The sequence below is a fragment of the Pseudomonas sp. WC1 genome (assembly GCF_050586565.1).
In the GTDB taxonomy this organism is placed as follows: Bacteria; Pseudomonadota; Gammaproteobacteria; order Pseudomonadales; family Pseudomonadaceae; genus Aquipseudomonas.
On record NZ_JBOBDQ010000054.1, the window covers coordinates 15,723 to 41,809 of the forward strand.

At 64.7% G+C, this 26,087-nt stretch carries 27 protein-coding genes and 1 tRNA gene; 7 read left to right on the plus strand and 21 right to left on the minus strand.

Annotated features, from left to right (window positions below):
- Positions 1-7 precede the first annotated feature (7 nt).
- Both ACQ4OD_RS20930 and ACQ4OD_RS20935 read left to right on the plus strand, forming a co-directional pair.
- The gene (locus tag ACQ4OD_RS20930; RefSeq protein WP_198755366.1) at positions 8-1,063 is read left to right on the plus strand and encodes an HlyD family secretion protein; all 1,056 of its coding nucleotides are present in this window, start codon (positions 8-10) and stop codon (positions 1,061-1,063) included.
- Between the two features lie 49 nt (positions 1,064-1,112).
- Positions 1,113-2,603 (plus strand): MDR family MFS transporter, encoded by a 1,491-nt coding sequence (locus ACQ4OD_RS20935; protein ID WP_173862485.1) that lies wholly within the window; start codon positions 1,113-1,115, stop codon positions 2,601-2,603.
- A 161-nt stretch (positions 2,604-2,764) separates the two neighbouring features.
- Here the strand turns inward: ACQ4OD_RS20935 and uvrB are convergent, their stop codons facing one another.
- On the minus strand, positions 2,765-4,780 hold the full coding sequence (uvrB, locus tag ACQ4OD_RS20940; protein ID WP_110704136.1) for an excinuclease ABC subunit UvrB: 2,016 nt from the start codon (positions 4,778-4,780) through the stop codon (positions 2,765-2,767).
- 288 nt (positions 4,781-5,068) lie between these two features.
- On the opposite strand from uvrB, the gene ACQ4OD_RS20945 reads away from it, so the two are divergent.
- Entirely contained in the window at positions 5,069-6,265 is a 1,197-nt protein-coding gene (locus ACQ4OD_RS20945; protein ID WP_094012465.1) for an amino acid aminotransferase, read from the plus strand.
- 61 nt (positions 6,266-6,326) lie between these two features.
- A tRNA-Asn gene (locus ACQ4OD_RS20950) sits at positions 6,327-6,402 on the plus strand.
- Between the two features lie 54 nt (positions 6,403-6,456).
- Here ACQ4OD_RS20950 and ACQ4OD_RS20955 read toward each other — a convergent pair.
- The 13 genes from ACQ4OD_RS20955 to ccmA all read right to left on the minus strand — a co-directional run bounded on the left by ACQ4OD_RS20955 (position 6,457) and on the right by ccmA (position 16,250).
- Positions 6,457-6,873, minus strand: coding sequence for a cupin domain-containing protein (locus ACQ4OD_RS20955; RefSeq protein ID WP_110704134.1), 417 nt, complete (start codon positions 6,871-6,873; stop codon positions 6,457-6,459).
- A gap of 109 nt (positions 6,874-6,982) precedes the next feature.
- Positions 6,983-7,771, minus strand: a complete 789-nt coding sequence (locus ACQ4OD_RS20960) for a PhzF family phenazine biosynthesis protein (protein ID WP_198755364.1) — start codon at positions 7,769-7,771, stop codon at positions 6,983-6,985.
- 49 nt (positions 7,772-7,820) lie between these two features.
- Positions 7,821-8,759, minus strand: coding sequence for a 2-hydroxyacid dehydrogenase (locus ACQ4OD_RS20965; RefSeq protein WP_430944861.1), 939 nt, complete (start codon positions 8,757-8,759; stop codon positions 7,821-7,823).
- A 144-nt stretch (positions 8,760-8,903) separates the two neighbouring features.
- Positions 8,904-9,329 carry a hypothetical protein gene (locus ACQ4OD_RS20970; RefSeq protein ID WP_038706546.1) on the minus strand — a complete coding sequence of 142 codons (426 nt, stop codon included), beginning with the start codon at positions 9,327-9,329 and terminating at the stop codon, positions 8,904-8,906.
- A gap of 13 nt (positions 9,330-9,342) precedes the next feature.
- Complete coding sequence (ccmI, locus tag ACQ4OD_RS20975) at positions 9,343-10,530, minus strand: c-type cytochrome biogenesis protein CcmI (RefSeq protein WP_139673256.1); 1,188 nt, start codon at positions 10,528-10,530, stop codon at positions 9,343-9,345.
- Positions 10,523-10,999 carry a cytochrome c-type biogenesis protein gene (locus tag ACQ4OD_RS20980; RefSeq protein ID WP_139673259.1) on the minus strand — a complete coding sequence of 159 codons (477 nt, stop codon included), beginning with the start codon at positions 10,997-10,999 and terminating at the stop codon, positions 10,523-10,525. Before ACQ4OD_RS20980 ends, ccmI begins: the two co-directional genes overlap by 8 nt.
- Positions 10,996-11,532, minus strand: coding sequence for a DsbE family thiol:disulfide interchange protein (locus ACQ4OD_RS20985; protein ID WP_198755362.1), 537 nt, complete (start codon positions 11,530-11,532; stop codon positions 10,996-10,998). The genes ACQ4OD_RS20980 and ACQ4OD_RS20985 overlap by 4 nt, the downstream gene beginning before the upstream one ends.
- Positions 11,529-13,502 (minus strand): heme lyase CcmF/NrfE family subunit, encoded by a 1,974-nt coding sequence (locus tag ACQ4OD_RS20990; protein ID WP_430944865.1) that lies wholly within the window; start codon positions 13,500-13,502, stop codon positions 11,529-11,531. The genes ACQ4OD_RS20985 and ACQ4OD_RS20990 overlap by 4 nt, the downstream gene beginning before the upstream one ends.
- A gap of 11 nt (positions 13,503-13,513) precedes the next feature.
- Positions 13,514-13,969 carry a cytochrome c maturation protein CcmE gene (gene ccmE, locus ACQ4OD_RS20995; protein WP_023632021.1) on the minus strand — a complete coding sequence of 152 codons (456 nt, stop codon included), beginning with the start codon at positions 13,967-13,969 and terminating at the stop codon, positions 13,514-13,516.
- Positions 13,966-14,142, minus strand: coding sequence for a heme exporter protein CcmD (ccmD, locus tag ACQ4OD_RS21000; RefSeq protein WP_198755361.1), 177 nt, complete (start codon positions 14,140-14,142; stop codon positions 13,966-13,968). The genes ccmE and ccmD overlap by 4 nt, the downstream gene beginning before the upstream one ends.
- The gene (locus ACQ4OD_RS21005; protein ID WP_102685090.1) at positions 14,139-14,906 is read right to left on the minus strand and encodes a heme ABC transporter permease; all 768 of its coding nucleotides are present in this window, start codon (positions 14,904-14,906) and stop codon (positions 14,139-14,141) included. The genes ccmD and ACQ4OD_RS21005 overlap by 4 nt, the downstream gene beginning before the upstream one ends.
- 46 nt (positions 14,907-14,952) lie before the next feature.
- A complete protein-coding gene (gene ccmB / locus ACQ4OD_RS21010) occupies positions 14,953-15,621 on the minus strand; it encodes a heme exporter protein CcmB (protein ID WP_031315999.1) in 669 nt (222 codons plus the stop codon).
- Complete coding sequence (ccmA, locus tag ACQ4OD_RS21015) at positions 15,618-16,250, minus strand: cytochrome c biogenesis heme-transporting ATPase CcmA (RefSeq protein ID WP_198755360.1); 633 nt, start codon at positions 16,248-16,250, stop codon at positions 15,618-15,620. The genes ccmB and ccmA overlap by 4 nt, the downstream gene beginning before the upstream one ends.
- A 133-nt stretch (positions 16,251-16,383) precedes the next feature.
- On the opposite strand from ccmA, the gene ACQ4OD_RS21020 reads away from it, so the two are divergent.
- From ACQ4OD_RS21020 to ACQ4OD_RS21030, 3 genes are all read left to right on the plus strand, one after another.
- The gene (locus ACQ4OD_RS21020) at positions 16,384-17,940 is read left to right on the plus strand and encodes a flagellar hook-length control protein FliK (RefSeq protein WP_430944862.1); all 1,557 of its coding nucleotides are present in this window, start codon (positions 16,384-16,386) and stop codon (positions 17,938-17,940) included.
- Entirely contained in the window at positions 17,937-18,281 is a 345-nt protein-coding gene (locus ACQ4OD_RS21025; protein ID WP_102685093.1) for an EscU/YscU/HrcU family type III secretion system export apparatus switch protein, read from the plus strand. Before ACQ4OD_RS21020 ends, ACQ4OD_RS21025 begins: the two co-directional genes overlap by 4 nt.
- Before the next feature lie 66 nt (positions 18,282-18,347).
- A complete protein-coding gene (locus ACQ4OD_RS21030; RefSeq protein WP_430944863.1) occupies positions 18,348-21,098 on the plus strand; it encodes a dermonecrotic toxin domain-containing protein in 2,751 nt (916 codons plus the stop codon).
- Between the two features lie 137 nt (positions 21,099-21,235).
- Here ACQ4OD_RS21030 and ACQ4OD_RS21035 read toward each other — a convergent pair whose 3' ends face one another.
- From ACQ4OD_RS21035 to ACQ4OD_RS21065, 7 genes are all read right to left on the minus strand, one after another.
- Positions 21,236-21,631 (minus strand): DUF2802 domain-containing protein, encoded by a 396-nt coding sequence (locus tag ACQ4OD_RS21035; RefSeq protein WP_023630608.1) that lies wholly within the window; start codon positions 21,629-21,631, stop codon positions 21,236-21,238.
- Between the two features lies 1 nt (position 21,632).
- On the minus strand, positions 21,633-22,112 hold the full coding sequence (locus ACQ4OD_RS21040; protein ID WP_023630607.1) for a chemotaxis protein CheW: 480 nt from the start codon (positions 22,110-22,112) through the stop codon (positions 21,633-21,635).
- A gap of 67 nt (positions 22,113-22,179) precedes the next feature.
- The gene (locus ACQ4OD_RS21045; RefSeq protein ID WP_198755357.1) at positions 22,180-23,100 is read right to left on the minus strand and encodes a CheW domain-containing protein; all 921 of its coding nucleotides are present in this window, start codon (positions 23,098-23,100) and stop codon (positions 22,180-22,182) included.
- The gene (locus ACQ4OD_RS21050; protein WP_023631839.1) at positions 23,100-23,888 is read right to left on the minus strand and encodes a ParA family protein; all 789 of its coding nucleotides are present in this window, start codon (positions 23,886-23,888) and stop codon (positions 23,100-23,102) included. Before ACQ4OD_RS21050 ends, ACQ4OD_RS21045 begins: the two co-directional genes overlap by 1 nt.
- Before the next feature lie 78 nt (positions 23,889-23,966).
- Positions 23,967-24,824, minus strand: a complete 858-nt coding sequence (gene motD, locus ACQ4OD_RS21055) for a flagellar motor protein MotD (protein ID WP_139673281.1) — start codon at positions 24,822-24,824, stop codon at positions 23,967-23,969.
- 3 nt (positions 24,825-24,827) lie between these two features.
- A complete protein-coding gene (locus ACQ4OD_RS21060; protein WP_023631606.1) occupies positions 24,828-25,568 on the minus strand; it encodes a flagellar motor protein in 741 nt (246 codons plus the stop codon).
- Positions 25,568-26,087: chemotaxis protein CheB (locus ACQ4OD_RS21065; protein ID WP_430944864.1), on the minus strand; the 520-nt coding region annotated here is incomplete at its 5' end. The genes ACQ4OD_RS21065 and ACQ4OD_RS21060, both read right to left, overlap by 1 nt.

Below are 26,087 nucleotides of genomic sequence, written 5' to 3' on the forward strand. Positions count from 1 at the left end.
TGCCCCCATGCCTAGCCCACTCAAACGTCGCTTGCTGGTCTTCATCACCCTGGTGCTGCTGGTCGGCCTCGCCTTCCTGGCCCACTGGTACTTCAAGGGACGCTTCTACGAGAGCACCGACAACGCCTATGTGCAGGGCGAGATCACGCGTATCTCCAGCCAGCTGGGGGCGCGTATCGACGAGGTGCCCGTCGAGGACAACCAGCACGTGAGCAAAGGCGACGTGCTGGTGCGCCTGGAGGCCGCCGACTTCGAGCTGGCCGTCGAGCGTGCCCGCGCCGCCCTGGCCAGCCGTGAGGCCGAACTCGCCCAGGCGCGCAGCCGCCTGACCCAGCAAGGCAGCCTGATCGCGGCGGGCCAGGCCCAGGTTGCCGCCAACCAGGCCACCCTCGACCGCTCGCAACTGGACCTCAACCGCGCCCAGGCCCTGCGCAAACCTGGGTTCGTCTCCGAAGAGCGAGTGACAACCCTGTCGGCCGAAAGCCATGTCGCCCGCTCCCAGGTGGACAAGGCCCAGGCCGACCTCAAGGGCCAGCGCCAACAGGTCGACGCCCTGGCCGCCGAACTCAAGCGCCTCGACGCACAGATCGCCAATGCCCACGCCGACCTGGCCCAGGCCGAGCTGAACCTGACCCGCTGCGCGATCCACGCGCCGATCAGCGGCACCATCGGCCAGCGCAACGCACGCAACGGCCAGGTGGTGCAGGCCGGCGCCTACCTGCTGTCTATCGTCCCCGACGAAGACATCTGGGTACAGGCCAACTTCAAGGAAACCCAGATCGGCAGGATGCACCCCGGGCAACGCGCCGAGCTGGTGTTCGACAGCTACCCCGATACACCGGTCGAAGGCCGTGTCGACAGCCTGTTCGCCGCCTCCGGCGCGCAGTTCAGCCTGCTGCCGCCGGACAACGCCACCGGCAACTTCACCAAGGTCGTACAGCGCCTTCCGGTCAAGCTGACCTTCGCCGCGGACAACCCCCTGCACGGTCGCATCCGTCCAGGCATGTCGGTTACCGTCACCGTCGACCTGCGTGGCGAAGACGACGACCAGCATGGCCGGTGACGCGCTGCTGCGCCCCACCGCCGAGCCGACCCGGCGCGACTGGATCGCGGTGATGAGCGTGATGCTCGGCGCCTTCATGGCGGTGCTGGACATCCAGATCACCAACTCCTCGCTCAAGGACATCCAGGGCGCGCTGTCGGCGACCCTGGAGGAAGGCTCGTGGATCTCCACCTCCTACTTGGTGGCCGAGATCATCATGATCCCGCTGACCGCCTGGTTGGTGCAGCTGCTCTCGGCCCGACGCCTGGCGGTGTGGGTGTCGCTGGGCTTTCTGCTGTCGTCACTGCTGTGCTCGATGGCCTGGAACCTAGAGAGCATGATCGTGTTCCGCGCCCTGCAGGGCTTCACCGGCGGCGCGCTGATCCCGCTGGCCTTCACCCTGACGCTCATCAAACTGCCCGAGCACCACCGCGCCAAGGGCATGGCCATGTTCGCCATGACCGCCACCTTCGCCCCGTCCATCGGCCCAGCCCTGGGCGGCTGGCTGACCGAGAACTGGGGCTGGGAATACATCTTCTACATCAACATCCCGCCGGGGCTGCTGATGATCGCCGGGCTGCTCTACGGGCTGGAGAAGAAGGAAGCCCACTGGGAACTGCTCAAGAGCACCGACTACGCCGGCATCGTCACCCTCGGCCTGGGCCTGGGTTGCCTGCAGGTGTTTCTCGAGGAAGGCCATCGCAAGGACTGGCTGGAGTCGGGCCTGATCGTCAGCCTGGGCACCGTCGCCCTGCTCGCCCTGATCCTGTTCGTGATCCTGCAGTTCTCCCGGCCGCACCCGTTGATCAACCTGCGCATCCTCGGCAACCGCAACTTCGGCCTGTCGAGCATCGCCAGCCTGGGCATGGGTGTCGGCCTATATGGCTCGATCTACCTGCTGCCGCTCTACCTGGCGCAGGTCCAGGGCTATAACGCCCTGCAGATCGGCAAGGTGATCATGTGGATGGGCGTACCGCAGCTGTTCCTGATCCCGCTGGTACCGCAACTGATGAAGGTGATCCCGCCGAAGGTGCTGTGCGCCCTGGGCTTCTGCCTGTTCGGCGCGGCCAGTTTCGGCTCCGGCGTGCTCAACCCGGATTTTGCCGGCCCGCAGTTCAACCAGATCCAGGTGATCCGCGCCCTCGGCCAGCCGATGATCATGGTGACCATCTCGCTGATCGCCACCGCCTACATCCAGCCGCAGGACGCAGGGTCGGCTTCGAGCCTGTTCAATATCCTGCGCAACCTGGGAGGCGCCATCGGCATCGCCCTGCTGGCGACGCTACTGGATGCGCGGACCAAGGTGTACTTCGACTATTTGCGCGAGGCGGTGGTGCCGAACAATCCGCAGGTCGCCGAACGCCTGGCGCAACTGGCCGAACGCCTGGGCAGCGACAATGCGGCACTGGGCAAACTGTCCGAGATCACCCACCAGCAGGCCTTGATCATGGCCTACAACGATGCCTTCCACTTTGTCGGCGTTGGCCTGGTGGTGAGCATGCTGGCAGTGCTGTTGACGCGCAAGCTGCCACAGGGGTTGAAGGCCGGGGAAGCACATTGAGGGGGCGCTACCCGCCCCATCGCCGGCAAGCCGGCTCCCACACCGACCGCGTCGATTTCAAGGTATTTACCCAAACTTGCGCAAACCCTGTGGGAGCCGGCTTGCCGGCGAATGGGCTGCGAAGCGGCCCCTGTCTCCCACAGAGATAACACCCTGATCCATCAACTGGCCAGCAAGCGTTCGCGCAACTGTCCGATCTCGTCGCGCAATTGCGCCGCCGCCTCGAACTCCAGGTCGCGGGCAAACTGGAACATCTTCTCTTCCAGTTGCTTGATGCGCTTGGTGATCTGTGCCGGGGTCTGCAGCTCGACCTCGTAGCGCCCGGCCTCTTCCGCCGCCTTGGCCATGCCCTTGCGCTTCTTGCTGCGGGCTCCGGGCACGGTGGCGCCTTCAAGGATGTCGGTGATGTCCTTGACCACGCCCTTGGGCACGATGCCGTTGGCCTGGTTGAAGGCGACCTGCTTCTCGCGGCGTCGCTCGGTCTCGTCGATGGCGCGCTGCATGGAGCCGGTGATGTTGTCGGCGTAGAGAATCGCCCTGCCGTTGAGGTTACGCGCAGCGCGGCCGATGGTCTGGATCAGCGAGCGCTCCGAGCGCAGGAAACCTTCCTTGTCGGCGTCGAGGATCGCCACCAGCGACACCTCGGGCATGTCCAGGCCCTCGCGCAGCAGGTTGATCCCCACCAGCACGTCGAAAGTCCCCAGGCGCAGGTCGCGGATGATCTCGACCCGTTCGACGGTGTCGATGTCCGAGTGCAGGTAGCGCACCCGCACATCGTGGTCGGCCAGGTAGTCGGTGAGGTCCTCGGCCATGCGCTTGGTCAGCGTGGTGGCCAGCACCCGCTCGCCCAGGGCGACGCGCTTGCCGATCTCCGACAACAGGTCGTCGACCTGGGTCAGCGCCGGGCGCACCTCGACCTGCGGGTCGACCAGGCCGGTCGGCCGCACCACCTGCTCCACCACCCGCCCGGCGTGCTCGGCCTCGTAGGGGCCGGGAGTAGCGGAGACGAAGATGGTCTGCGGGCTGACCGCCTCCCACTCATCGAAACGCATGGGCCGGTTGTCCAGTGCCGACGGCAGGCGGAAGCCGTACTCCACCAGGGTTTCCTTGCGCGAACGGTCGCCCTTGTACATGGCGCCGACCTGCGGAACGCTGACGTGGGATTCGTCGATCACCAGCAGCGCGTCATCCGGCAGGTAGTCGTAGAGCGTGGGCGGCGGCGCGCCGGCCGGGCGGCCGGAGAGGTAGCGCGAGTAGTTCTCGATGCCGTTGCAGTAGCCCAGCTCGAGGATCATCTCCAGATCGAAGCGGGTGCGCTGCTCCAGGCGCTGCGCCTCGACCAGCTTGTTGCTCGAGTTCAAGTACTCAAGGCGCTGCTTGAGTTCTTCCTTGATGCCGTCCACCGCCTCGACCAGGGTTTCCCGTGGGGTCACGTAGTGGCTCTTGGGGTAGAAGGTGAACCGCGGCAGCTTGCGGATGACCTCGCCGGTGAGCGGGTCGAAGGCGGCGATGTTCTCCACTTCGTCATCGAACAACTCGATACGGATGGCCTCCAGGTCCGATTCGGCCGGGAAGATGTCGATCACGTCGCCGCGCACGCGGAAGGTGGCGCGGGCGAAATCCATCTCGTTGCGGGTGTATTGCAGATCGGCCAGGCGCCGCAGCAGAGCGCGCTGGTCGAGCTTGTCGCCACGGTCGACGTGCAGGACCATCTTCAGGTACGTCTCGGGGCTGCCCAGGCCGTAGATGCACGATACGGTGGTGACGATGATCGCGTCGCGCCGCTCCAGCAGCGCCTTGGTCGCCGACAGGCGCATCTGTTCGATATGGTCGTTGATCGAGGCGTCCTTCTCGATGAAGGTGTCCGACGACGGCACATAGGCTTCCGGCTGGTAGTAGTCGTAATAGGAGACGAAGTATTCGACGGCGTTGTTCGGGAAGAATGCCTTGAACTCGCCGTAGAGCTGGGCGGCCAGGGTCTTGTTCGGCGCCAGCACCATGGTTGGGCGCTGCACCTGCTGGATGACGTTGGCGATACTGAAGGTCTTGCCCGAGCCGGTCACCCCGAGCAGGGTCTGGTGCGAAAGGCCGGCGTCGATGCCCTCGACCATCTGGCGGATGGCCTCGGGCTGATCGCCGGCCGGCTGGAAGCGGGTGACGAGCTGGAACTCGGACATGACGGACCTCGTGGATGTCGCGGCAACTGTAAATTTAGCCAGTAGTCTATACCCAAATGCGCCCCCGGGGCGCCAGATTCAAGTGCGACCCTCGCCCCTTCAAGGCAATGGACCGGGCAATTCGACCAATGGTCGAAAAATATTTGCGCAAACAGCCGGAAAAGCTGCGCCAGACTGTCGCAGTGACCGGTGGGTATCACTATACTGACTCCCCGTTTGTGCACCGCTTCAGTGCCTTCGGCTGGAGCGTGGCGACCCTATCACTCTCCTATCAGAGCCAAGGTAACAATGAGCCTGTTTTCCGCTGTCGAGCTGGCACCCCGCGACCCTATCCTGGGCCTCAACGAAGCATTCAACGCCGATCCACGCACCGACAAGGTGAACCTGGGCGTGGGCGTCTACTGCAATGAGGAAGGCCGCATCCCGCTGCTGCGCGCGGTGATCGCAGCCGAGACCGCCCGTGCCGCCCAGCACGCCTCCCGCGGCTATCTGCCGATCGACGGCATCGCCCAGTACGACCAGGCCGTGCAGAAGCTGATCTTCGGCGCCGAATCGCCGTTGCTGGCCGCAGGCCGCGTGGTCACCGTGCAGGCTGTCGGCGGTACCGGCGCGCTGAAGATCGGCGCCGATTTCCTCAAGCGCCTGCAGCCGGGTGCCGTGGTCGCCATCAGCGACCCGAGCTGGGAAAACCACCGCGCCCTGTTCGAGAGCGCCGGTTTCCCGGTACAGACCTACCGCTACTACGATGCCGCCAGCCAGGACGTCAACCGCGCCGGCATGCTCGAAGACCTGAACAGCCTGCCATCGGGCTCGGTCATCGTGCTGCACGCCTGCTGCCACAACCCGACCGGCGTCGACCTGTCGCTGGACGACTGGAAGAACGTGCTGGAAGTGGTCAAGGCCAAAGGCCACATCCCGTTCCTCGACATGGCCTACCAAGGCTTCGGTGCCGGCATCGACGAAGATGCCTTCGCCGTGCGCCTGTTCGCCGAATCGGGCCTGGAGTTCTTCGTCTCCAGCTCGTTCTCCAAGTCGTTCTCGCTGTACGGCGAGCGTGTTGGTGCACTGTCGATCGTCACCGCCTCGAAGGACGAGAGCACCCGCGTGCTGTCGCAGGTCAAGCGGGTTATCCGCACCACCTACTCCAACCCGCCCACCCACGGCGCCAGCATCGTCGCCGCGGTGCTCAACAGCCCCGAGTTGCGCCAGATGTGGGAAACCGAGCTGGCCGAGATGCGCGAGCGTATCCACGGCATGCGCAAGCAGATGGTCGAGCTGCTGGCCGAGTACGGCGCCAAGCGTGACTTCAGCTTTGTCGGCCGCCAGTGCGGCATGTTCTCCTACTCGGGCCTGACCGTTGAACAAGTGGCACGCCTGAAGAACGAGTTCGGCATCTACGCGCTGGACACTGGCCGCATCGCGGTCGCCGCGCTGAACCAGAGCAACATCCACGTGGTCACCAAGGCCATCGTGGAAGTGCTGTAACTGCTTGATTGTCTAGGGGAAGCTTGACTTCCCCAAGACACGCAGTAAGATACGCGCAGATTCCGCGATAGCTCAGTCGGTAGAGCAAATGACTGTTAATCATTGGGTCCCTGGTTCGAGTCCAGGTCGCGGAGCCAAACACTGAAAACCTCCAGATGCGCAAGCACTGGAGGTTTTTTATTGCCTGCGATTCAGCGCTTTGGCAACGGCTCGGTCACCGGCTTGCCCTCCTCCACCAGGCTCCACACAAGCAGCTTGGCTGGCGCGCTTTTACTGGCATTGCGTGAGACGCTGTGCACCGTCCCCGGGGCCTCGTACCAGAATTCGCCGGCCTTGTAGGTCTTCTCCGGTTCGTCATTGAGCTTGGATGTCACCGCCCCTTCCAGCACATAGGCCATGACCGCACCCGGATGCCAGTGGCCGGGCGATGCCTCGCCAGGGGCATAGCTCACCGTGAGCATCACGGCTTTGTTGCCGGGGGCATTGGTGGGGAGCTGCTCCTGGAGGATTCTGACCTGATCAGGCTTTTCGCCATGGGCCCAGGCCAGCGATAGTGGGGCGAGCAGGCCGAGCGTCAGCAGGGCCGCGGGGAAATGGACAGATCGCATGGGGCTTCTCCTGTAGGGATCTGCCTGCAGGTTAAGCCCGGCGTCACCATGGGCAAACGGCCAATTCACGGAAAAAGCGGGAGGCCGATTGGCCGCCCGCCAGCGGCACTCAAATAAAAATCACACCCCGCAGATACAGCGCCCCCCGCCCACTGATGATCACTCGCCCATTGCCCGGCACATCACACTGCAACTGCCCCTTGCGCACCCCACCCTGCTCACAGCGCAAGCTGTTTTTGCCCAGCCGCTCAGCCCAATAAGGCGCCAGGGAAGTGTGGGCCGACCCGGTTACCGGATCTTCATTGACGCCCACCCTCGGCCCGAACCACCGCGTGACGAAATCGAACCCACGCCCCGCCGCCGTCACTGCAATCCCCCGCACATCGAATGACGACAACGCCACGAAATCCGGCTTGAGCCCTTCGATCAGCGAAGCATCGTCAATCACCAACACATAATCGTCCGTCCGATACAACGCCCGGGCCTCGCTCAACCCCAACGCCTCGAGCAACCCCGGCGCAATCTCGACGGCAACCGGCTGCTTGGCCGGGAAATCCATCGCCAGCAGACCATCGGCATTGCGGCTCACCCGCAACTCCCCGCTGCGGGTATTGAAGCGCAGCACCTCGGCCTGCTCCCCCAGTTGCTCGAACAGCACCCAGGCCGCGGCCAATGTCGCATGACCGCACAGATCGACTTCCACCGCCGGGGTGAACCAGCGCAGGTCGAACGCTTCGCCATTTCGCACGAAGTAAGCCGTTTCGGACAGGTTGTTCTCTTCGGCGATGCGCTGCAGAACGTCGTCGGCCAACCACTGCTGCAGGGGAATCACCGCCGCAGGGTTGCCGCCGAAAGGCGTGGACGAAAAGGCATCGACCTGGAAGATCTCTAGTTGCATGCAAAGGCTCCTCAAGCCCGGCGCAGTGCCGGGCGGACTCGAAAAGGATTCAACCGCGAACCGGGGTCAGCACCGGCTCGCCGGCAAAGAACGCCTGCAGGTTGCGCAGCACCAGGGTCACGGTGTCGCGCGCAGCTTCCGGCGACTGCCCGGCCACATGCGGGGTCAGCACCGTGTTGCCCAGCGCCTTCAGCGCAGCGGGCACTGCCGGCTCGTCGTCGAACACATCCAGCGCGGCCCCCGCGATCACGCCCTGTTCAAGGGCCGTGACCAACGCCGTGGTATCCACGACGCTGGCCCGGGCGATATTGACCAGGTAGCCCTCGGCGCCCAGGGCCGCCAGCACCGGGGCATCGACCAGATGCCGAGTAGCAGCGCCGCCGGGCGTGGCGACCACCAGGATGTCCACGGCATCGGCCAGGTGCAACGGGCTGTCGTACCAGGTATACGGTTGGTCCTGGCGGGGTGCGCGGCTGTGGTAGCTGACATTCATGTCGAAGCCCTGGCTCGCACGGCGGGCGATGGCCTGGCCGACCGCGCCCAGGCCGATGATGCCCAGGCGCTTGCCGCTGACCGAGGGGCTGATCACCCGGTTCCATTCGCCGCGCCGGGTACTGGCATCGGCACGCGGGATATCGCGCAACAGCGCCAGCAGCAGCGCCATGGCGTGGTCGGCGACGGGACCGGCGTTTGCCCCAGCGCCATTGGTAACGGTAATACCGCGCGCTGCGGCGGCCTCGAGGTCGACCTGCTCGTAGCCGGCACCGATCACGCAGATGATCTTGAGTTGGGTCAACGTGGCAATTTCGTCGGCCGTGAGGCCCAGCGGACCGCGGGTGAGCACGGCGTCGATCTCGCCGGCATGGCGGGCGATGGCGTCGGCGCGCATCTGCGGTGACGATGCGCGAATCAGCCGGTAGCCGGCCTGTTCCAATAGCGGCAGGTAGTCATCGACGGTTTCCACCAGCACCAGGACTGTCTTGCTCATGCCACCCTCCGGTTGTATGCGAAGGGGGATTATGCCAGCTGTTGGCGCCGCCGGCCCTGTCGCGGGGCAAGCCCGCTCCCACGCCAGCCCGAAACGATGGCCTCCCGTGGGAGCGAGCTTGCCCCGCGATCAGGCCACCGGCAATTATTGCGCGAACGCCCTGCCCAGGCCACCCGGCACGCCACTGCTGTCGGTTTCCTGCCAAGGCCCGCTAGGGCTGAGCGACCAGCTCCAGCCATTGTTCCAGCGATAATAGGTGCGCTGACGGTAGAAGGTGTTGGGTTGTTTCTCCAGCACATAGACCCCCAGCTTCGGGTCCCAATGGCTGGCGCCACCGGGCGGCGGCGCGAAGCTGGCAGAAGTGCGTGGCATGGGCTTGGGAATCGCCGCCGGCTTGCTCGGCTGGGTACCCGGCTGGCCACCTGGCAGTGGCTTGACCACCGGCCCCTGGTGCGGTGGCGGCGTGGTCTCGATAGGCGGCAGCGGTTCACGCTCCCCCGGCTGGTGCACCGTACACGCGGAAAGACCCAGGGCCAGGGTGATCAGGGTCAGGCGGACGGTGCTGTTCATGACGGTTGCTCTCTTATGGATCGGGGCTGTCGATGGTCAGGTGCTGGGTGGCCTGGGTGGTGGTGGCCAGTGGCGCACTCTGGCCCTTCCACTCGCCGCGGGTCGGCACGCCTGCGCGCGAGACTCGGGCAACCAGTTGGACTTCGGTGAAGTCCGACAGTTTCATCTGCGGCATCATCGCGTCGGCATCCGACAGCTCCACTTCGATCGGCAACTGCGCCACCGTCACCCGCTTGGCCGCCAGCGGCATGGGCGGGCCATTGCTGGCGCGGGCGAAGATGAACACGGTGTCATCCGGGCGCACCTTGTCCTTGAGCGCCGCGCCCAGCTCGACCCGTACTTTCAGGCGCGCAGCCTCGGCGACCTTGCCGCCGCCGGCCTTGAGCCTGTCGGCGGCACGATCTATGCCACCCTGCAGCGCAGCACGAGAGGCATCGCCCTCCGGCAATTGCGCCAACAGGCGCTGCCAGTAGTCGATGGCTTCCTGGAAGCGTTCGCCCTCGAATGCAGCGATGCCACGCAGGCCAAGGCTGGTAACTTCCCGCGGGTCGGCTTGCAGCGCTTCATCGGTGAGCGCCTGCAGTTGCGCCGACCACTGTTTGTCGGCGGCAAAGTACAGCGCCTGGGCCCATTGCCCGAGCAGTTCGGGTTGGCGCCCGGCAAGGGCCACGGCACGCTCGAAGGCCTTGGCCGCATCAGCCGGCCGCTGCTCGGCCATGTACGCTCGACCAAGGAAGTACAGGCCCTCGGCCGAGTCCGGCTGGGCCTGCACTGCGCGCTCCAGGCGCGTGGTCATTTCAGTCATCGACTGCGGCGCACTGGCGAACTCCTGGGTCAGCTCGACCTTGTCGGCTGCGCCGAAGTGCAGGTAGAGCCCCAGGGCCATCGCCGGCACCAGCACCGCCGCCAGCAGCGGGATGGCCTTGCCCAGGCGGCCCTGGCGCACGGCCTCGTCGCGTTCGGTGTCGGCCAGCAGCTCGCGGGCGGCTTCGTCACGTCCCGTGGCCAGCTGTCGATCATCGAGCACCCCGGCCGCCTGCTGGGCAGCCAGCTCGGCGACCCGCTCCTCGTAGAGCGCCACATTGAGTGCGGTACGGTCTTGTTCGGCCTGCTGGCGGCGGTGGCCACGCAGGATCGGCAACAGCAGGAAAGCCAGGGCGGCGAGCAGCAGCAGGCCCGCGCTAAGCCAGAATTCAGTCATGGGTACGTTCTTTATCCAGCAGTTTGGCCAGACGTTCGCGTTCGTCGGCGGACAGTTCGGTGTTGCCGGCCACAGCCTGCCCGCGGCGACGGCGGACGATCACCGCCAACACCACGAAACCACTGGCCAGGAGGATACCCGGGCCGAACCACAGCAACCAGGTGCGCCCGCTGAGCGCCGGCTTGTAGCGCACGAAGTCGCCGTAGCGATCGACCATGAAATCGACGATCTGCTGGTTGTTCTTGCCTTCGCCCAGCATGCGGAAGATCTCGCGGCGCAGGTCGGCGGCGATCGGTGCGTTGGAGTCGGCGATGTCCTGGTTTTGGCACTTGGGGCAGCGCAGTTCCTTGGTCAGTTGCTGGTAGCGCTCGCGCTCGGCTTCGTCGCGGAACTGATAGGTGTCGATGGCGGCCTTGGCCACCCCGGCCAGGCTCAGGCCGAGCACGGCCGCCGCAAGCCAGCGCCTCATGGCCTGCCCTCGTCGACCAGGCCTTGGTACTGCGGCGCCAACTGCTCGCGCCATACCGTGGCATCGACCACACCGACATGCTTGTAGCGGATGATGCCCTTGGCGTCGATCAGGAAGGTTTCCGGCGCGCCATACACGCCCAGGTCCAGGCCCAGTGTGCCTTGCTGGTCGGCGATGTTCAGCTGGTAAGGGTTGTGGAACTCGGCCAGCCACTTCAGCGCGGCGGCGTTGTCGTCCTTGTAGTTGACCCCGTGGATTACCACGCCCTGCTCGGCCAGCTGGTTCAGGTAGGGGTGCTCGACCTTGCAGGACGGGCACCAGGTACCCCACACGTTGACCAGCGCCGGACGCCCGAGCAGGTCGGCCTGGGTCAGGGTGCGGTCATCCTGCACCGACGCCAGGGAGAATGCCGGGAATGGCTTGCCGATCATTGCCGAAGGCAGTTCGTCGGGCTTGAGGAACAACCCCTTGTAGAGAAAGACCGCCACCAGCAGGAACACCGCCAGTGGCACGACCATGATCCAACGCTTCATGCAGTTGCTCCAGACACGCCCAGGGCCTCACGCACCCGGGTCTTGACCTTGACGCGGTAGCGCCGGTCGAGGGCCGCCAGCAAGCCGCCCAGGCCGGTCAGAAGACCGCCCAGCCAGATCCAGCGGACATAGGGTTTGATATGCACCCGCACTGCCCAGGCGCCGTTTTCCAGCGGTTCGCCCAAGGCGACATACAGGTCGCGGGTGAAACCGGCGTCGATGCCGGCCTCGGTCATCATCGACTGCTGCACGGTGTACAGGCGTTTTTCCGGGTGCAGCACGGACACTTCGCGGCCATTGCGCGAGACGCGGATAGTGCCCTTGTCAGAAATGAAGTTCGGGCCTTCAAAGTGTTTGGCGCCCTCGAACAGGAAGTGGTAACCGCCCAGCTCGACGGTCTCGCCCGGCGCCATGCGCAGGTCGCGCTCGGCGCTGTTATTGCTCGACAACACCACGCCCAGGGCACAGACCACCAGCCCCAGGTGCGCCAGGTGCATGCCCCAGTAGCTGCGGTTGAGCGCACCAAGGCCTTTGACCAGTCCCTTGTGACGGGTCTTGTCGAGAATGTCGCGCACGCCGCTCAGGACTACCCAGGCGGCCAGGGCGAACACGCTGAGGGCCGGCCAGTCGAAATCATCGACGATCAGCCCGGCGACCGGCGCCAGCACCACGCTGCCAACCAGCACCGGGGTCAACATGCCGGCCAGCCACTTGCCGGGGGTATCCTTCCAGCGCACCACCACACCAATACCCAGCACCACCATCAGCAGCGCCATCAGCGGCAGGAACAAGGCGTCGAAGTACGGCGGGCCGACCGACAGCTTGGCCCCGGTCAGGGCATCGAGCACCAGCGGGTACAGCGTGCCGAGCAGGATCATCGACGCCGCCACCACCAGCACCAGGTTGTTGGCCAGCAGCAAGGTTTCACGGGACCACAGCGCAAAACCCACCTGACTCTTGACTACCGGGGCGCGCAGGGCGAACAGGGTCAGCGAGCCGCCGACCACGAACAACAGGAAGAACAGGATGAAGATGCCGCGCGAAGGGTCGGCGGCGAACGCGTGCACCGAGGTCAGTACACCGGAGCGCACCAGGAATGTGCCCAGCAGACTCAGGGAGAACGCGGCGATGGCCAGCAGCACGGTCCAGCTCTTGAACACCCCGCGCTTCTCGGTGACCGCCAGCGAGTGGATCAGCGCCGTGCCCACCAGCCAAGGCATGAACGAGGCGTTTTCGACCGGGTCCCAGAACCACCAGCCGCCCCAGCCCAGTTCGTAGTAGGCCCACCACGAGCCGAGGGTGATGCCGACGCCCAGGAAAGCCCAGGCGACGATAGTCCAGGGCCGCGACCAGCGCGCCCAGGCCGCGTCCAGGCGCCCGCCGAGCAAGGCGGCGATGGCGAAGGCGAAGGCCACCGAAAAGCCCACATAACCCATGTACAGCATCGGTGGGTGGACGATCAGGCCGAAGTCCTGCAGCAGCGGGTTGAGGTCGCGACCGTCGCCCGGTACCTGCGGCAGCAGGCGCTGGAACGGATTGGAAGTGATGATCAGGAAACTCAGGAAGCCCACGCTGATCATGCCCATGACCGCCAGCACCCGGGCCAGCATCATCTGGGGCAGCTGGCGCGAGAAGATCGACACGGCGAAGGTCCAGCCGCCGAGGATCAGCGCCCATAGCAGCAGCGAGCCTTCGTGCGCGCCCCACACGGCACTGAACTTGTAGTACCAGGGCAAGGCGCTGTTGGAGTTGCTGGCCACATAGGCGACCGAGAAGTTGTCGGTCATGAAGGCGTGGGTAAGGCAGGCGAAGGCGAAAGCCAGGAAGGCGAACTGCCCCCAGGCCGCCGGCCGTGCCAGGCCCATCCACAGGCTGTCGCCGCGCCAGGCGCCAAGCAGCGGCACGCTGGCCTGCACGGCGGCGAAGCAGATGGCCAGGATCATCGCCAGCTGGCCCAGTTCGGGGATCACCAGGGCCGCGTTCATGGCTTGGCCCCCGCATCGCTGGCAGCCTGGCCGCTTTCCTTCAGGGCCTTGGTGACTTCCGGCGGCATGTATTTCTCGTCGTGCTTGGCCAGTACCTCATCGGCTACCACCACGCCGTCGGCATTGAGCTTGCCGAGGGCGACGATGCCCTGCCCTTCGCGGAACAGGTCAGGGAGGATGCCGCGGTAGGTGATCGGTACCGACTTGCTGTAGTCGGTGACCACGAAGCGCACGTCGAGCGAGTCGGCCGAGCGCTGCACCGAGCCTTTCTCGACCATGCCACCAGCGCGGATGCGGGTGTCCAGGGGCGCCTCGCCGTTGGCGATCTGCGTCGGGGTGTAGAACAGGTTGATGTTCTGCTGCAGCGCACTCAGGGCAAAGCCCACGGCGACGCCGACACCGGCCAGCAGGCCGAGGATGATGAACAGGCGTTTCTTGCGCTGCGGATTCACGATTTGTTCTCCCGGCGCAGACGACGCGCCTCTTCTTGCAGGTAGCGGCGACGGGCCAGCAGAGGCGCGGCGACATTCAGCGCCAGCACCGCCAGACAGATCCCGTAGGCCGACCATACGTACAGGCCATGGTGGCCCATGGCAAGGAAATCACTGAAGGAGGCAAAGCTCATCGTGCCGCCTCCCGTCCAAGCTGGCTCAGCACTTCATCCTTGACCCAACTGGCCCGCGCTTCGCGCTTGAGCACTTCCAGACGCATGCGCAGCAACAGCACGGCGCCGAAGAAGCAATAGAAGCCCAACGCGGTGATCAGCAGCGGCGCCCACATTTCCACCGGCATTGCCGGCTTTTCGGTGAGGGTGAAGGTGGCGCCCTGGTGCAGGGTATTCCACCACTCCACCGAGTACTTGATGATCGGGATGTTGATCACACCGACGATCGCCAGTACCGCACAGGCCTTGGCCGCGCTGTCGCGGTTGCTGATGGCCTGGCCCAGGGCGATGATGCCGAAGTACAGGAACAGCAGGATAAGCATGGACGTCAGGCGCGCGTCCCAGACCCACCAACTGCCCCAGGTGGGCTTGCCCCAGATCGCCCCGGTGACCAGCGCCACTGCGGTCATCCAGGCGCCGATGGGCGCCGCGCACTGCAGCGCGACGTCGGCCAGTTTCATCTTCCACACCAGCCCCACCACGCCCGCCACCGCAAGCATCACGTAGCACGACTGGGCAAGCATGGCCGTCGGCACGTGGATATAGATGATGCGGAAACTGTTGCCCTGCTGGTAGTCCTGCGGGGCGAAGGCCAGGCCCCAGGTGATGCCGACCAGCATTAGCACGATGGCGCAAACGGTCAGCCATGGCAGCATGCGGCCGCTGATGGCATAGAACCATTTGGGGGAACCCAGCTTGTGGAACCACGTCCAGCTTATTTTCATCAGGGTACATCCAGGGTATTGGCCGGGCTGCAATGCCCGGCACTCGTTATTCGCCGACGCTGATTTTCAGACCGGCCGCGATCGCAAAGGGTGCCAGTGTCACCGCCAGGGCCGTCAGGCTGGCGAGCCAGAGCAGATGGCCGGTGGCGGGCATATTCTGCAATGCCGCCTGCAACGCACCACTGCCCAGGATCAATACAGGGATATACAACGGCAGAATCAGCAACGCCAGCAGCAGGCCACCGCGCTTGAGACCGACCGTCAGCGCCGCGCCCACCGCGCCCAGAAGGCTCAGCACCGGGGTGCCCAGCAGCAAGGAGGCGAGCAGCACCGGCAGGCAACTGGGCGGCAGGCCCAGCATCAGCGCCAGCAATGGTGCCAACAATACCAGCGCCAACCCGGAAAAGATCCAGTGCGCCAGCACCTTGGCCAGCACCAGCATGGCCAGTGGATGCGGCGAAAGCACCCACTGCTCGAGCGAGCCGTCCTCGAAATCACTGCGAAACAACCCGTCCAGCGACAACAATACCGCCAGCAAGGCCGCGACCCAGACCAGCCCCGGCGACAAGGTTTGCAACAATTGTGTCTCGGGCCCTACCGCCAGCGGGAACAGGGCGACAACGATGGCGAAGAACACCAGCGGGTTGGCCAGCTCCGCCGGGCGGCGGAACAATAGCCGCGCCTCACGGCGCAACAGCAGAAGGAATACGCTCATACCGCCCATTGCCCCAGGTTCAGCTCGCGATAACCGGATGGCTTGCGTTCGAGCGTGTGGTGGGTGGTCAGCACCACGGTACCACCCTGCTCGCAGTGTGCTGCAAGGTGCGCTTCCAGTTGCGCCACGCCCTGCTTGTCGAGGGCAGTGAACGGTTCGTCGAGGATCCACAGCGGCGGGCTGTCCAGGTACAGCCGGGCCAGGGCCACACGGCGCTGCTGGCCGGCAGACAAGGTATGACAGGGCACGTCCTCGAAACCGCGCAGGCCGACGGCCTCCAGCGCCTTCCAGATCGCCTCGCGGCTGGCCGGGCGGTGCAACGCGCAGAGCCAGGCAAGGTTCTCTTCGGCGCTGAGCAGGTCCTTGATCCCGGCGGCATGGCCGATCCACAGCAGGATGCTGGCCAGGGCATGGCGTTGTTCGGCCAACGGCTGGCCCCCCAGCAGGATCTGCCCGGCGGTGGGTTGCATGAGCCCGGCCAGCAGGCGCAACAGGCTGGTCTTGCCGCTGCCATTGGGGCCGGCTACCTGCAGCATGTCGCCAGGGTGCAGTTCGAAGTGCAGGTGCTCGAACAGCAGCCGCCAGTCGCGCTCGCAGGCCAGGCCCGCGGCTTGGAGGTGAAGGGTCACGGTATCGCCTTATGCAGTCTGTGTCTCAAGTCGCATCAACCCTTGCCGTTATACTGGCAATGGCGAGCGAGCGGCATTATTGCACGCGTCACCGCACTGCCAAGAGGGCTGGTTCGACAGGTTGTATACAATCATGACTGAAATCAATAGTCTCAGCACACAAACCGCGGTAAGCGCCCAAGCGACACGGGTTGCGATGACCGGCGAGATGCTGCGCCTGCTGCAGGCCCAACCCGGCCTGCTGCCGCCTGGAGAAACCGCCAAGGCCGAGGTCATCACCCTGCGCCAGGTCGGCCAGGAATTCCAGATGCTGCTGCGGCTTGCCCAGGCCAACGGCAACCAGACACAAGTACTGACCACTGCCAGCCAGCCCATGCCGCCCGGCAGCCAGATCCTGGTCAGCCAGCCCGAGGCCAACCGCCTGGCGGTAATGGTGCAACAGGCCACTGCCAGCAACATCGCCACCCTGACCCAGCTCGACACCCGGCAGATGCCGGTCGGCACCTTGCTCCAGGCCAAGGTTCTGACCAGCCAGGCCTTGTCGCAGGGCCCTGGCCTGCCCGCGACCTTCCGTTCACTGGTGAGCCTGCTCAACAGCAGTCAGGCAGGTGCCACCCTGGCCATTGACAGCCCTCGACAGCTCCCCGTGGGCAGCCTGCTGAGCGCGCTGGTGCAGGGGGAGCAGGCGCTGCGTTTCGTGCCCCTGAGTGGCCGACAGGACCAGTTGGCCGTTACCCAGCACCTGTCGACCCAGCAGGGTCTCCAGGCTTCGCTGCCGGGCGTGCTCGCCAGCCTGCAACGAATCGCCAGCAGTCCCGATGCGCCCCCCGAGTTGCGCGCCAGCGCCGAGCGCCTGCTCACCAACCTGCCGGATGCCCGACAGATGGGAGACGCCAAAGGCCTGGCGCAGGCGCTCAACAACAGCGGAACGTTCTTCGAGTCCAAGCTTCTCGGCGGGCAGGCGAGCAGTATCGCGCCCGATCTCAAGGCTCAACTGGTCAAGCTGGTGGCCCAGGCACTGCCCGGTACCTCCGGACACCCGCCGCTGGCCACCGCGACCATTGCCCAGGCCCTGCCAGGCCTGGCCCGCAGCGCCCTGGGCATGCTTGGCCAGGTCAGCCCGCGACCACTGCCCAGTGCATTCCCCCTGCCCTCACGCCTGCTGCAGAAGCTGGAAAGCGAAGGCGATCTGCAACAATTGCTGCGCCTGGCCGCCGCCGCCATCTCCCGATTGCAAAGCCACTCGCTGTCCAGCCTGCAACAGAGCGGCACGCTCGAGAACGGCAATCAGCAGACCACCTGGCAAACCGAAGTACCGGTACGCCATGGCCAGGAATTCGTGCCCCTGCAGGTCAAGCTACAGCGCGAGGAAACCCCGGAACAGCAAGCCGAGCGGGAACGAGAACAGTCTGAACCGCTGGAAGCCCTGTGGCGTGTCGAGCTGGCCTTCGACCTCGCGCCACTGGGCCCATTGCAGGTACAGGCGCAACTGCTCCAGGGCCGGCTGTCGGGCCAGCTCTGGGCGCAACAGGAACGCACCGCGCGCCTGATCGACAGCCAGCTTGGCGCCCTGCGTGAGCGCCTGCTGGCCCGCGGTCTGGATGTGGGCGACCTGGAATGCCACCCGGGTATTCCGCCTCAGGGGCCACGCACACGCCTCGAACAACGCTGGGTGGATGAGACCGCATGAAGCACAAGCAACCGCGCCAGGCCATCGCCCTGAGCTACGACGGCCAGCAGGCCCCGACCCTGAGCGCCAAGGGCGACGACGAATTGGCCGAAGCCATCCTCGCCCTGGCCCGCGAGCATGAAGTGCCGATCTACGAGAACGCCGAGCTGGTACGGCTGCTGACGCGCCTGGAGCTGGGCGAACAGATCCCCGAGGCGCTGTACCTGACCATCGCCGAGATCATCGCCTTTGCCTGGCAGCTGCGTGGCAAGGTACCCCCTGGCTTCAGCGATGAGCCCAGCGCACCACGGGACGTGACTCCGGTAGCCGCGCTACTGCCACCGGGCGGCACTGATAATTAGCTACCGCCCCCTGCGTGCATAAGCCATTCAGCCTTGCCATTCCCATAAATGAGCAAGGTGAACAAAATGCCCACAAGCCGCATCAACGCCGCCGGCGTTCAGTACGTTGTCGACCACCTGAGCCATGTGCCGCGCCCGGACCTCGAAGCCAGCCGGGCAATTCAGCAATGGCTGGCACAACAGGGCCATGACCTGGCCGCTGAGCAGATCGACGTCGTCACCCTGCACTACCGCCCCGATGGACCGAATCGCTACCTTGCCGCGGTTACCCAACGCATGAGTTTGCCCCAGGCGGTACTGAGCAACTGGCAAGGTGAATCCAACAACAACCTGTTCGGCAGCCTGTTTGGCAACCCGTGGGCCGGCACCATGCCCGATCGTCCACTACGCCTGGTGGAAACACTGCCAGCCCCCGCCTTCAATCACAACGGTGCCGCCTTCGAGGTGTTCAACGGTTTGTTCCGCCGTACCACGCCACAACGCTATGACACCTCGACTCACCTGCCGATAGCCGCAGAAGCTTTCCAAAGGTTCATAGAAGACCTGGACTTCCATACGCCCTTCAAGACCCAGCTAGACCGATACTGGAACGAACATCTGCAAGACCACAGGCTTGCCTGCAAGCTCAATTTCATAGCGGCCTGTAACAAGCAGGTCGGCGAAGGCAGCCTCAGCGAGGCGGCCAGGAAGCTCATCTGGCAAGCCGCCGGGTTGCTACCCTGCAGCAGGCAGCTGCACAGGAGTACGCTGAACATCTACGGCTACGCCGCTACCGACCTGTTGTGTCTGAACGACCCTGCCAGCGACCTGACCGTACTCTACATGCCCGGTAACAGCTCGCCATTGCTGGAGTTCAAGAGCAAGACGCTTATGAAGGACTGGGTTGGCCGCCAGTGCCAGGATCCGGCAAAGCGCCACGCCTTTAAACAGTACTTCCGACTGGCCGACCGCCCGCAAGGCGTCGACTTCAGCGGCCTGGAAACTGCCCTCGACGGCCTGGCCGACTACCCGGCCCGTCACCCATTGCCCCCCGAACACGGCTACTTCAATGATGACGGCACCTGGCCGCCACGGACCTATGTCGACTATCGGCCCGGCAAATACAACCCAAGGCTTGAAGGCGACCTTTTCCAGGCACTGGCCGAGCGTCAGCGCCAACGCAGTTACGACGATGCCGACTTTCTCATCACCCGCGACAGCCAAGTCAGCAAAGCCCGCTGGATCGGCTATCTGACCACCACACTCAACCTGCTGGCACCGTTGTGTCTCGTGGTGCCGGGCCTTGCCCCGCTGCTGGCCCTGGGCGGCGTCGTACAGTTGGGCCTGGGGCTCGACCAGGCGATCAACGGCCGGACACTGCAAGAGAAGGAAGCCGGTGTCGGGAACATCACCTGGGGCCTGTTCAATGCCGTGCCATTGGCAATCGCTGGCGCCCGTGGAGCCAAGGCGCTGTTCGCATTCAAAAGCGAGGGCTTCGTCCCGCCAACGCGCCTGAACGAACAGATCGGTTACCCATTGAGCCCGAGCACCCCACCCCGCTTTCCAGCGCCTGAGGGTGCCCGCTATTTCCACACACCCGACTCGATCCTGCCGCTGCCGGACGGCGATCAGGCCATCACCGACTCCGTTGTACGAACGCCGCTCTACAACGGCGAACCCGACAACCTCGATGTGAGTATCCATGGCTACAACAATCGTGTGGTCTACGACATCGAGCGCGATGTCTTCATTCAAGAGGATGAGCTCAACGAGATCGATCCAGTCGGTTACATTGCCCAGGCAGGCAGCAAGGACCTGGTGCCGGCACCCTCCACCCGTTCAGTCACCAACACCATGCGCACCCGTAGCCTGCGCGCGCTGGGGATCGATCTTCCATTGCCGGTGGAAGTACCGATGCAAGCCGCGGACAGCCACCCCATCCCGAAGAGGATCAATTGCCTCTGGGTGGGCGACAAAGTCATCAACCCTGAACTGCTGACCAACCTGGGCAAGAATGCCGCACGGCTCAAGGACAGTGACTATTCTCTGCGCCTGTTCCTTTCGCGCGCCAACCCCGACGTCTATGCCGAAAACCAGTGGCTGCTCGCTGCGCAAGCACCAGGGCTGCAGGTTCTGCCGCTGGAAGAGCAAGCCTTCTTCAGAGTATTTCGCCAGAGCAAGTACTTCGCCCAATATGATGCAGCGCTGGATGGCAATGGCGGTATCGCCAGCAACTACGCCTCGGCATCCGACGTGTTGCGCTACCCTATGCTGCACCACGAAGGGGGCTTGTACATGGATGTGGACGATACCCTGCTGAGCCAAGGGGACCGTCCGCAGCTAATCAATGGGCAACCGGCGGAGAGCCCCAACGAAGCCATCGACCAGGTTGAATTGAGCACTACACCCGATGGCTTGCTACTGGCGCCTCCGATGTCCAACGAAAAGATGGGCATGAACTGCCTTTACAACACCAGCCTGATCGGCAGTCACCCTGGCAACCCCACCCTCGAGGCGATTTCCGAAGAAATGCATGCCCGCTTCCAGACCAACCCGGACTTCTACGACAGCAAGCCCAGCCTGGCCGATGACCCGGCCAACTTCTATCGCTATGCCAACCGCCTCAGCCGCATGACCGGCCCAGCCTTGCTCAGCGATGTGGTCGACCGCCACTTGCCGGCGCTGCGCATCTTGCGCCAGATCATCAATCTGTACGCCATGCCGCGGATCAACGCCTACCAGTTCATCGACCTGCAACGTGGCAAGGAGGCCATACGCACGCTGCTGCCGCTGAACCGTTTCGCCCAGGTCGGCGGCAATCATTCCTGGAGCAAATAATCAGTCGTACAGTGCGGGGGACTACCGCAAACAGTTATTGAATGGCCCTGTATCGCGAGCAGGGTGCGCAACAATGATTGCCAGTCGTCGTGATTTGAAAGCCCAAAAAAACAGGGCGACTTTCATCGCCCCGTTCATCACTCGCCGCGGTGCAGCTTGCTCATCAACTGCGCCTCGGCCTGGGTCAACCCGCAGGTCTGGGTCAGCTCCTCGACGCTGGCGCCCATCCCCACCAGCTTGGCGGCCTGGGCGAAAGTGACGCTGTTGGGGTCGCGCTGCTCGAGTTGCTGGAGCTTCTCGGGCAGCGGCGCCACCACCGCACGCAGTTCATGGATCGCCTCGCCCATGCGCACGGTGCCGTTCTGGTAGTCGTCCAGGCGTTTGGCGAGGTCCTTGATGCGCTGGTCACGTAGCGCATCGCCCTGCGCCTGCTGGGCGGCCAGCTCGCGCTGGCGCTTGCTGTAGTTGAGGAAGAACCACAGGCTCAGTGCCCACAGCAGCGCCAGGAAGATGACAGCAACCTCGAAGATCAACTCAGATGTTCTCCAGCTCGGACCACTCTTCCTCGGTCATCATCTTGTCCAGCTCGACCAGGATCAGCAGCTCGCCATTCTTGTTGCACACGCCCTGGATGAACTTGGCCGATTCTTCGTTGCCGACGTTCGGCGCGGTCTCGATCTCCGACTGGCGCAGGTACACCACTTCAGCGACGCTGTCGACGAGGATGCCGACCACCTGCTTGTCCGCCTCGATGATGACGATACGGGTGTTGTCGGTGACTTCGCTCGACATCAGGCCGAAGCGCTGGCGGGTGTCGATCACCGTCACCACGTTGCCGCGCAGGTTGATGATGCCCAGCACATAGCTGGGGGCACCCGGTACCGGGGCGATCTCGGTGTAGCGCAGGACTTCCTGCACTTGCATGACATTGATGCCGTAGGACTCGTTGTCCAGACGGAAGGTTACCCACTGCAGGATCGGATCTTCGGAACCTTGTGCAGACGACTTTTTCATTCCCCTAGCCCTCAAAATCCGCCATTGGCGGTGTGCTCTGTGTTGCCGCGGCAGTAGCGGCGTTGATTCAGTTGTGTTTGGTGTTCATCTGCTTGACCGCGCCACTGGCGATCAGCTCGGCCAGCTCGGCAACATCGAGCAGCGCGCACATGTGTTCGATTACCGTGCCGGCCAACCAGGGGCGCTGGCCGCGCTGGCTGCGCCACTTGATCTCGCTCGGATCCAGGCGCAGCGAGCGGCTGACCTGGTGTACCGCCAGCCCCCATTCGTAGCCCTGGACCGAAATGACGTATTGCAAGCCCTGGCGAAAATCGTCCCGGTAGCGGTCGGGCATGACCCAGCGGGCGGTATCCAGTACCTTGAGGTTGCCCGCCTGGCAGGTAAGGATGCCGAGGAACCAGTCCGGCTGGCCGAACAGAGGCGTCAGCTCCTGGCCGGCCAGGGTATAGATCGACCCCAGGCACACCAGCGGTACCGCCAGGGTCAGCCCGGCGACATCGAACAGCAGGCATTCGAATGGCTCGGCGGCCCACTCCGGGCGCCCGTCGACCGTGGCCGGTGGTGTCGGCGCGGCAGGCGCCGCCGGCACGTGCAGTTCCACCAGTGGCGCCGCCGGCTCGATGGCCGGGGGCTCGGTCAACAGCGGAATGCTGGCCTCGGCCACCACCTCGCGCTCTACGACCGCCACCACCGGTTCCATGACAGGCGTGGCGGGCGGCAGCACGGTCGGCAGGACCTTGGCCTGCGGCTCGGCGAATGGGCGGGGCGCAGGCACCGCTGGCGTGACCTGGCGCTGGGCATCGCGCGCCTGTTCCTCGCGGACCGCCGCTTCGAACTCATCGCCGGGAGCCTGCTCCACGGGCTGCGCGACAGGCGCATCCTGCGCGGGCGGCAACTCGAACGGCTCGGTGGCTTCCTGCAGCAATCCATCAAGGTAGGACTGCAAGGCCATCTGCGGCTTGCTGGTGATGTGCGGTGCCTGGTTCATCAGGCCACCTGCAGCGCGGAGCGATAAGTCAGCAGGTGCTTGAGCAGCGCCCGGTAGGCCACCACGCCACGGCTTTTGCCATCGAACTGCGAGGGCGTGACACCATTGCGGCTGGCATCGCGCAGGCGCGTGTCCACCGGGATGTAGCCCTGCCAGACTTGATCGCCATAGGTGTCGCGCAGCACTTTCAAGGTACCCAGCGAAGCTTGGGTGCGGCGGTCGAACAGGGTCGGCACGATCTGGTACGGCAACGCCTGCTTGCGCGAACGGTTGATCATGCCCAGCGTGCCAACCATGCGCTCCAGGCCCTTGACCGCGAGAAACTCGGTCTGCACCGGGATCACCAACTGCTGGCTGGCGGCCAGGGCGTTGACCATCAGCACGCCCAGCAAGGGGGGGCTGTCGATCAGGGCGAAGTCGAAATCCTGCCACAGCTGCGCCAGACTCTTGGCGATCACCAGGCCCAGGCCACTCTGGCCCGGCGACTGACGCTCGAGCACTGCCAACGCGGTGCTCGACGGCAGCAGCGAGATACGCTCGTCACTGGTGGGTAGCAGCAGCTGACCCGGCAGCCCGTCGGGCACCGTGCCTTTGTGCAGGAACAGGTCGTAGCAGCTGTGCTCCAGCGCATCCGGGTTGTGCCCAAAATAGCTGGTCATCGAGCCGTGCGGGTCAAGGTCGACCACGACCACGCGCTTGCCCGCCTCGGCCAGCAGGCCGGCCAGGGCGATGGTGGTGGTGGTCTTGCCGACGCCACCTTTTTGATTGGCTACTGCCCAGACTCTCATCGTGCGTTGCTTCCTCCCGGTATGGCCGCCTGCCCTGCCGGGAACGGTGTGAAGTTCAGTGACGGGGATTTGACGAAATCAGCCCCCGGTCCTCGGTGCTGGCGAGGCTGGTGCACTTTGTGTGCCAGCCCGGCGCATCGCCGCATCCGGGGTGGCATTGGCGCTGCCGCTGCCGGTCAGGCTGCGACGCACCTCGAGGTTGCGCGAAATCACCAAGACCACGCGGCGGTTGCGCGCACGGCCTTCGGCAGTGTCGTTGCCGGTCACCGGCTGGTACTCGCCGTACCCCACCGAGGCCATACGGGCCGGGTTGATCCCCTCCATGGCCAGCAGGCGCACGATGCTTGCCGCCCGCGCCGACGAAAGCTCCCAGTTGGTTGGGTACTGCGCGGTGCGGATCGGCAGGTTGTCGGTGAACCCTTCCACATGCACTGGGTTGGCGAACGGCTTGAGGATCCTGGCCACCTTCTCGATGATCTCGAAGGCGACATCGCTGGGCATGGCGTCGGCACTGGCGAACAGCAACGAGGAATTGAGTTCGATCTCCACCCACAACTCGTTACCGCGCACGGTCATCTGGTCGGACTTGATCAGGTCGCCAAAGGCATCGCGCACATCGTCGGTAATCGTCTTGAGCGGGTCGGCGCTGGTCTGGGCCAGGCCCGCATCGGTCTGCTCGCTGTCCTTGATCAGCGGCTCGGCCGGCTTGACGCTCAGCGGGCGCTCATCGCCGATCGGGATCGGCTTCATGCTGCGTTCGGGGTCGTTGAACACCCCGATCAGCGCCTGGGAAATCTGCTTGTACTTGCCTTCGTTGATCGACGAAATCGAGTACATGACCACGAAGAAGGCGAACAGCAGGGTGATGAAGTCGGCATACGAGACCAGCCAGCGTTCGTGGTTCTCGTGCTCTTCGACTTTGCGACGGCGGGCCATGGCTTACTCCATGAAGCCTTGCAGCTTCAGCTCGATCGAGCGTGGGTTCTCGCCTTCGGCGATCGACAGCAGGCCTTCGAGCAGCATCTCCCGGTAACGCGACTGGCGCAGGGTGATGGCCTTGAGCTTGTTGGCAACCGGCAGCAGGATCAGGTTGGCACTGGCCACGCCATAGATGGTGGCGACGAAGGCCACGGCAATGCCGTTGCCCAGCTGCGAAGGATCGGCCAGGTTGCCCATCACATGGATCAGGCCCATTACCGCACCGATGATGCCGATGGTTGGCGCGTAGCCGCCCATGCTCTCGAACACCTTGGCGGCCTGGATGTCACGGGACTCCTGGGTCAGAAAGTCGACTTCGAGGATGCTGCGAATGGCTTCCGGCTCGGCACCGTCGACCAGCAACTGCAGGCCTTTGCGCGCATAAGGGTCGGGCTCGGCGTCGGCCACGCCCTCCAGGCCCAGCAAGCCTTCCTTGCGCGCCGTCAGGCTCCAGTTCACCACCCGATCGATGCCTCCGGCCAGGTCGACCCGTGGCGGGAAGAAGATCCAGCGAATGATCTGCAGGGCACGCTTGAACGACGACAGCGGCGACTGCAGCAATGCCGCCGCCAGGGTACCGCCCAGCACGATCAGCGCCGCCGGGCCGTTGATCAGCGCACCGACGTGGCCACCCTCCATGAAGTTGCCGCCGACAATGGCGACAAACGCGAGGATCAGGCCGATCAGGCTCAACACATCCATCAGACGCACGCCTCGACCAGGTGCTTGCCGATCTCGTCCAGGCTGTAGACGGCGTCGGCAAGGTTGGCCTTGACGATGGCCATGGGCATGCCATAGATCACGCAGCTGGCTTCATCCTGCGCCCACACGGTGCTGCCACCCTGCTTGAGCAGGCGCGCGCCCTCGCGGCCATCGGCGCCCATGCCGGTGAGTACCACCGAGAGCACCTTGTCGCCGTAGGACTTGGCGGCGGAACCGAAGGTGATATCCACGCAAGGCTTGTAGTTCAGGCGCTCGTCGCCCGGCAGGATCTTCACCGTGCCACGGCCATCGACCATCATCTGCTTGCCACCCGGGGCCAGCAGGGCCAGGCCCGGGCGCAGCACGTCACCGTCCTCGGCCTCCTTGACGCTGATCTTGCACAGTTTGTCCAAACGCTCGGCGAAGGCCTTGGTGAAGGCAGCCGGCATGTGCTGGATCAGCACGATCGGCGCCGGGAAACCGGCGGGCAGTTGGGTCAGCACCCGCTGCAGCGCCACC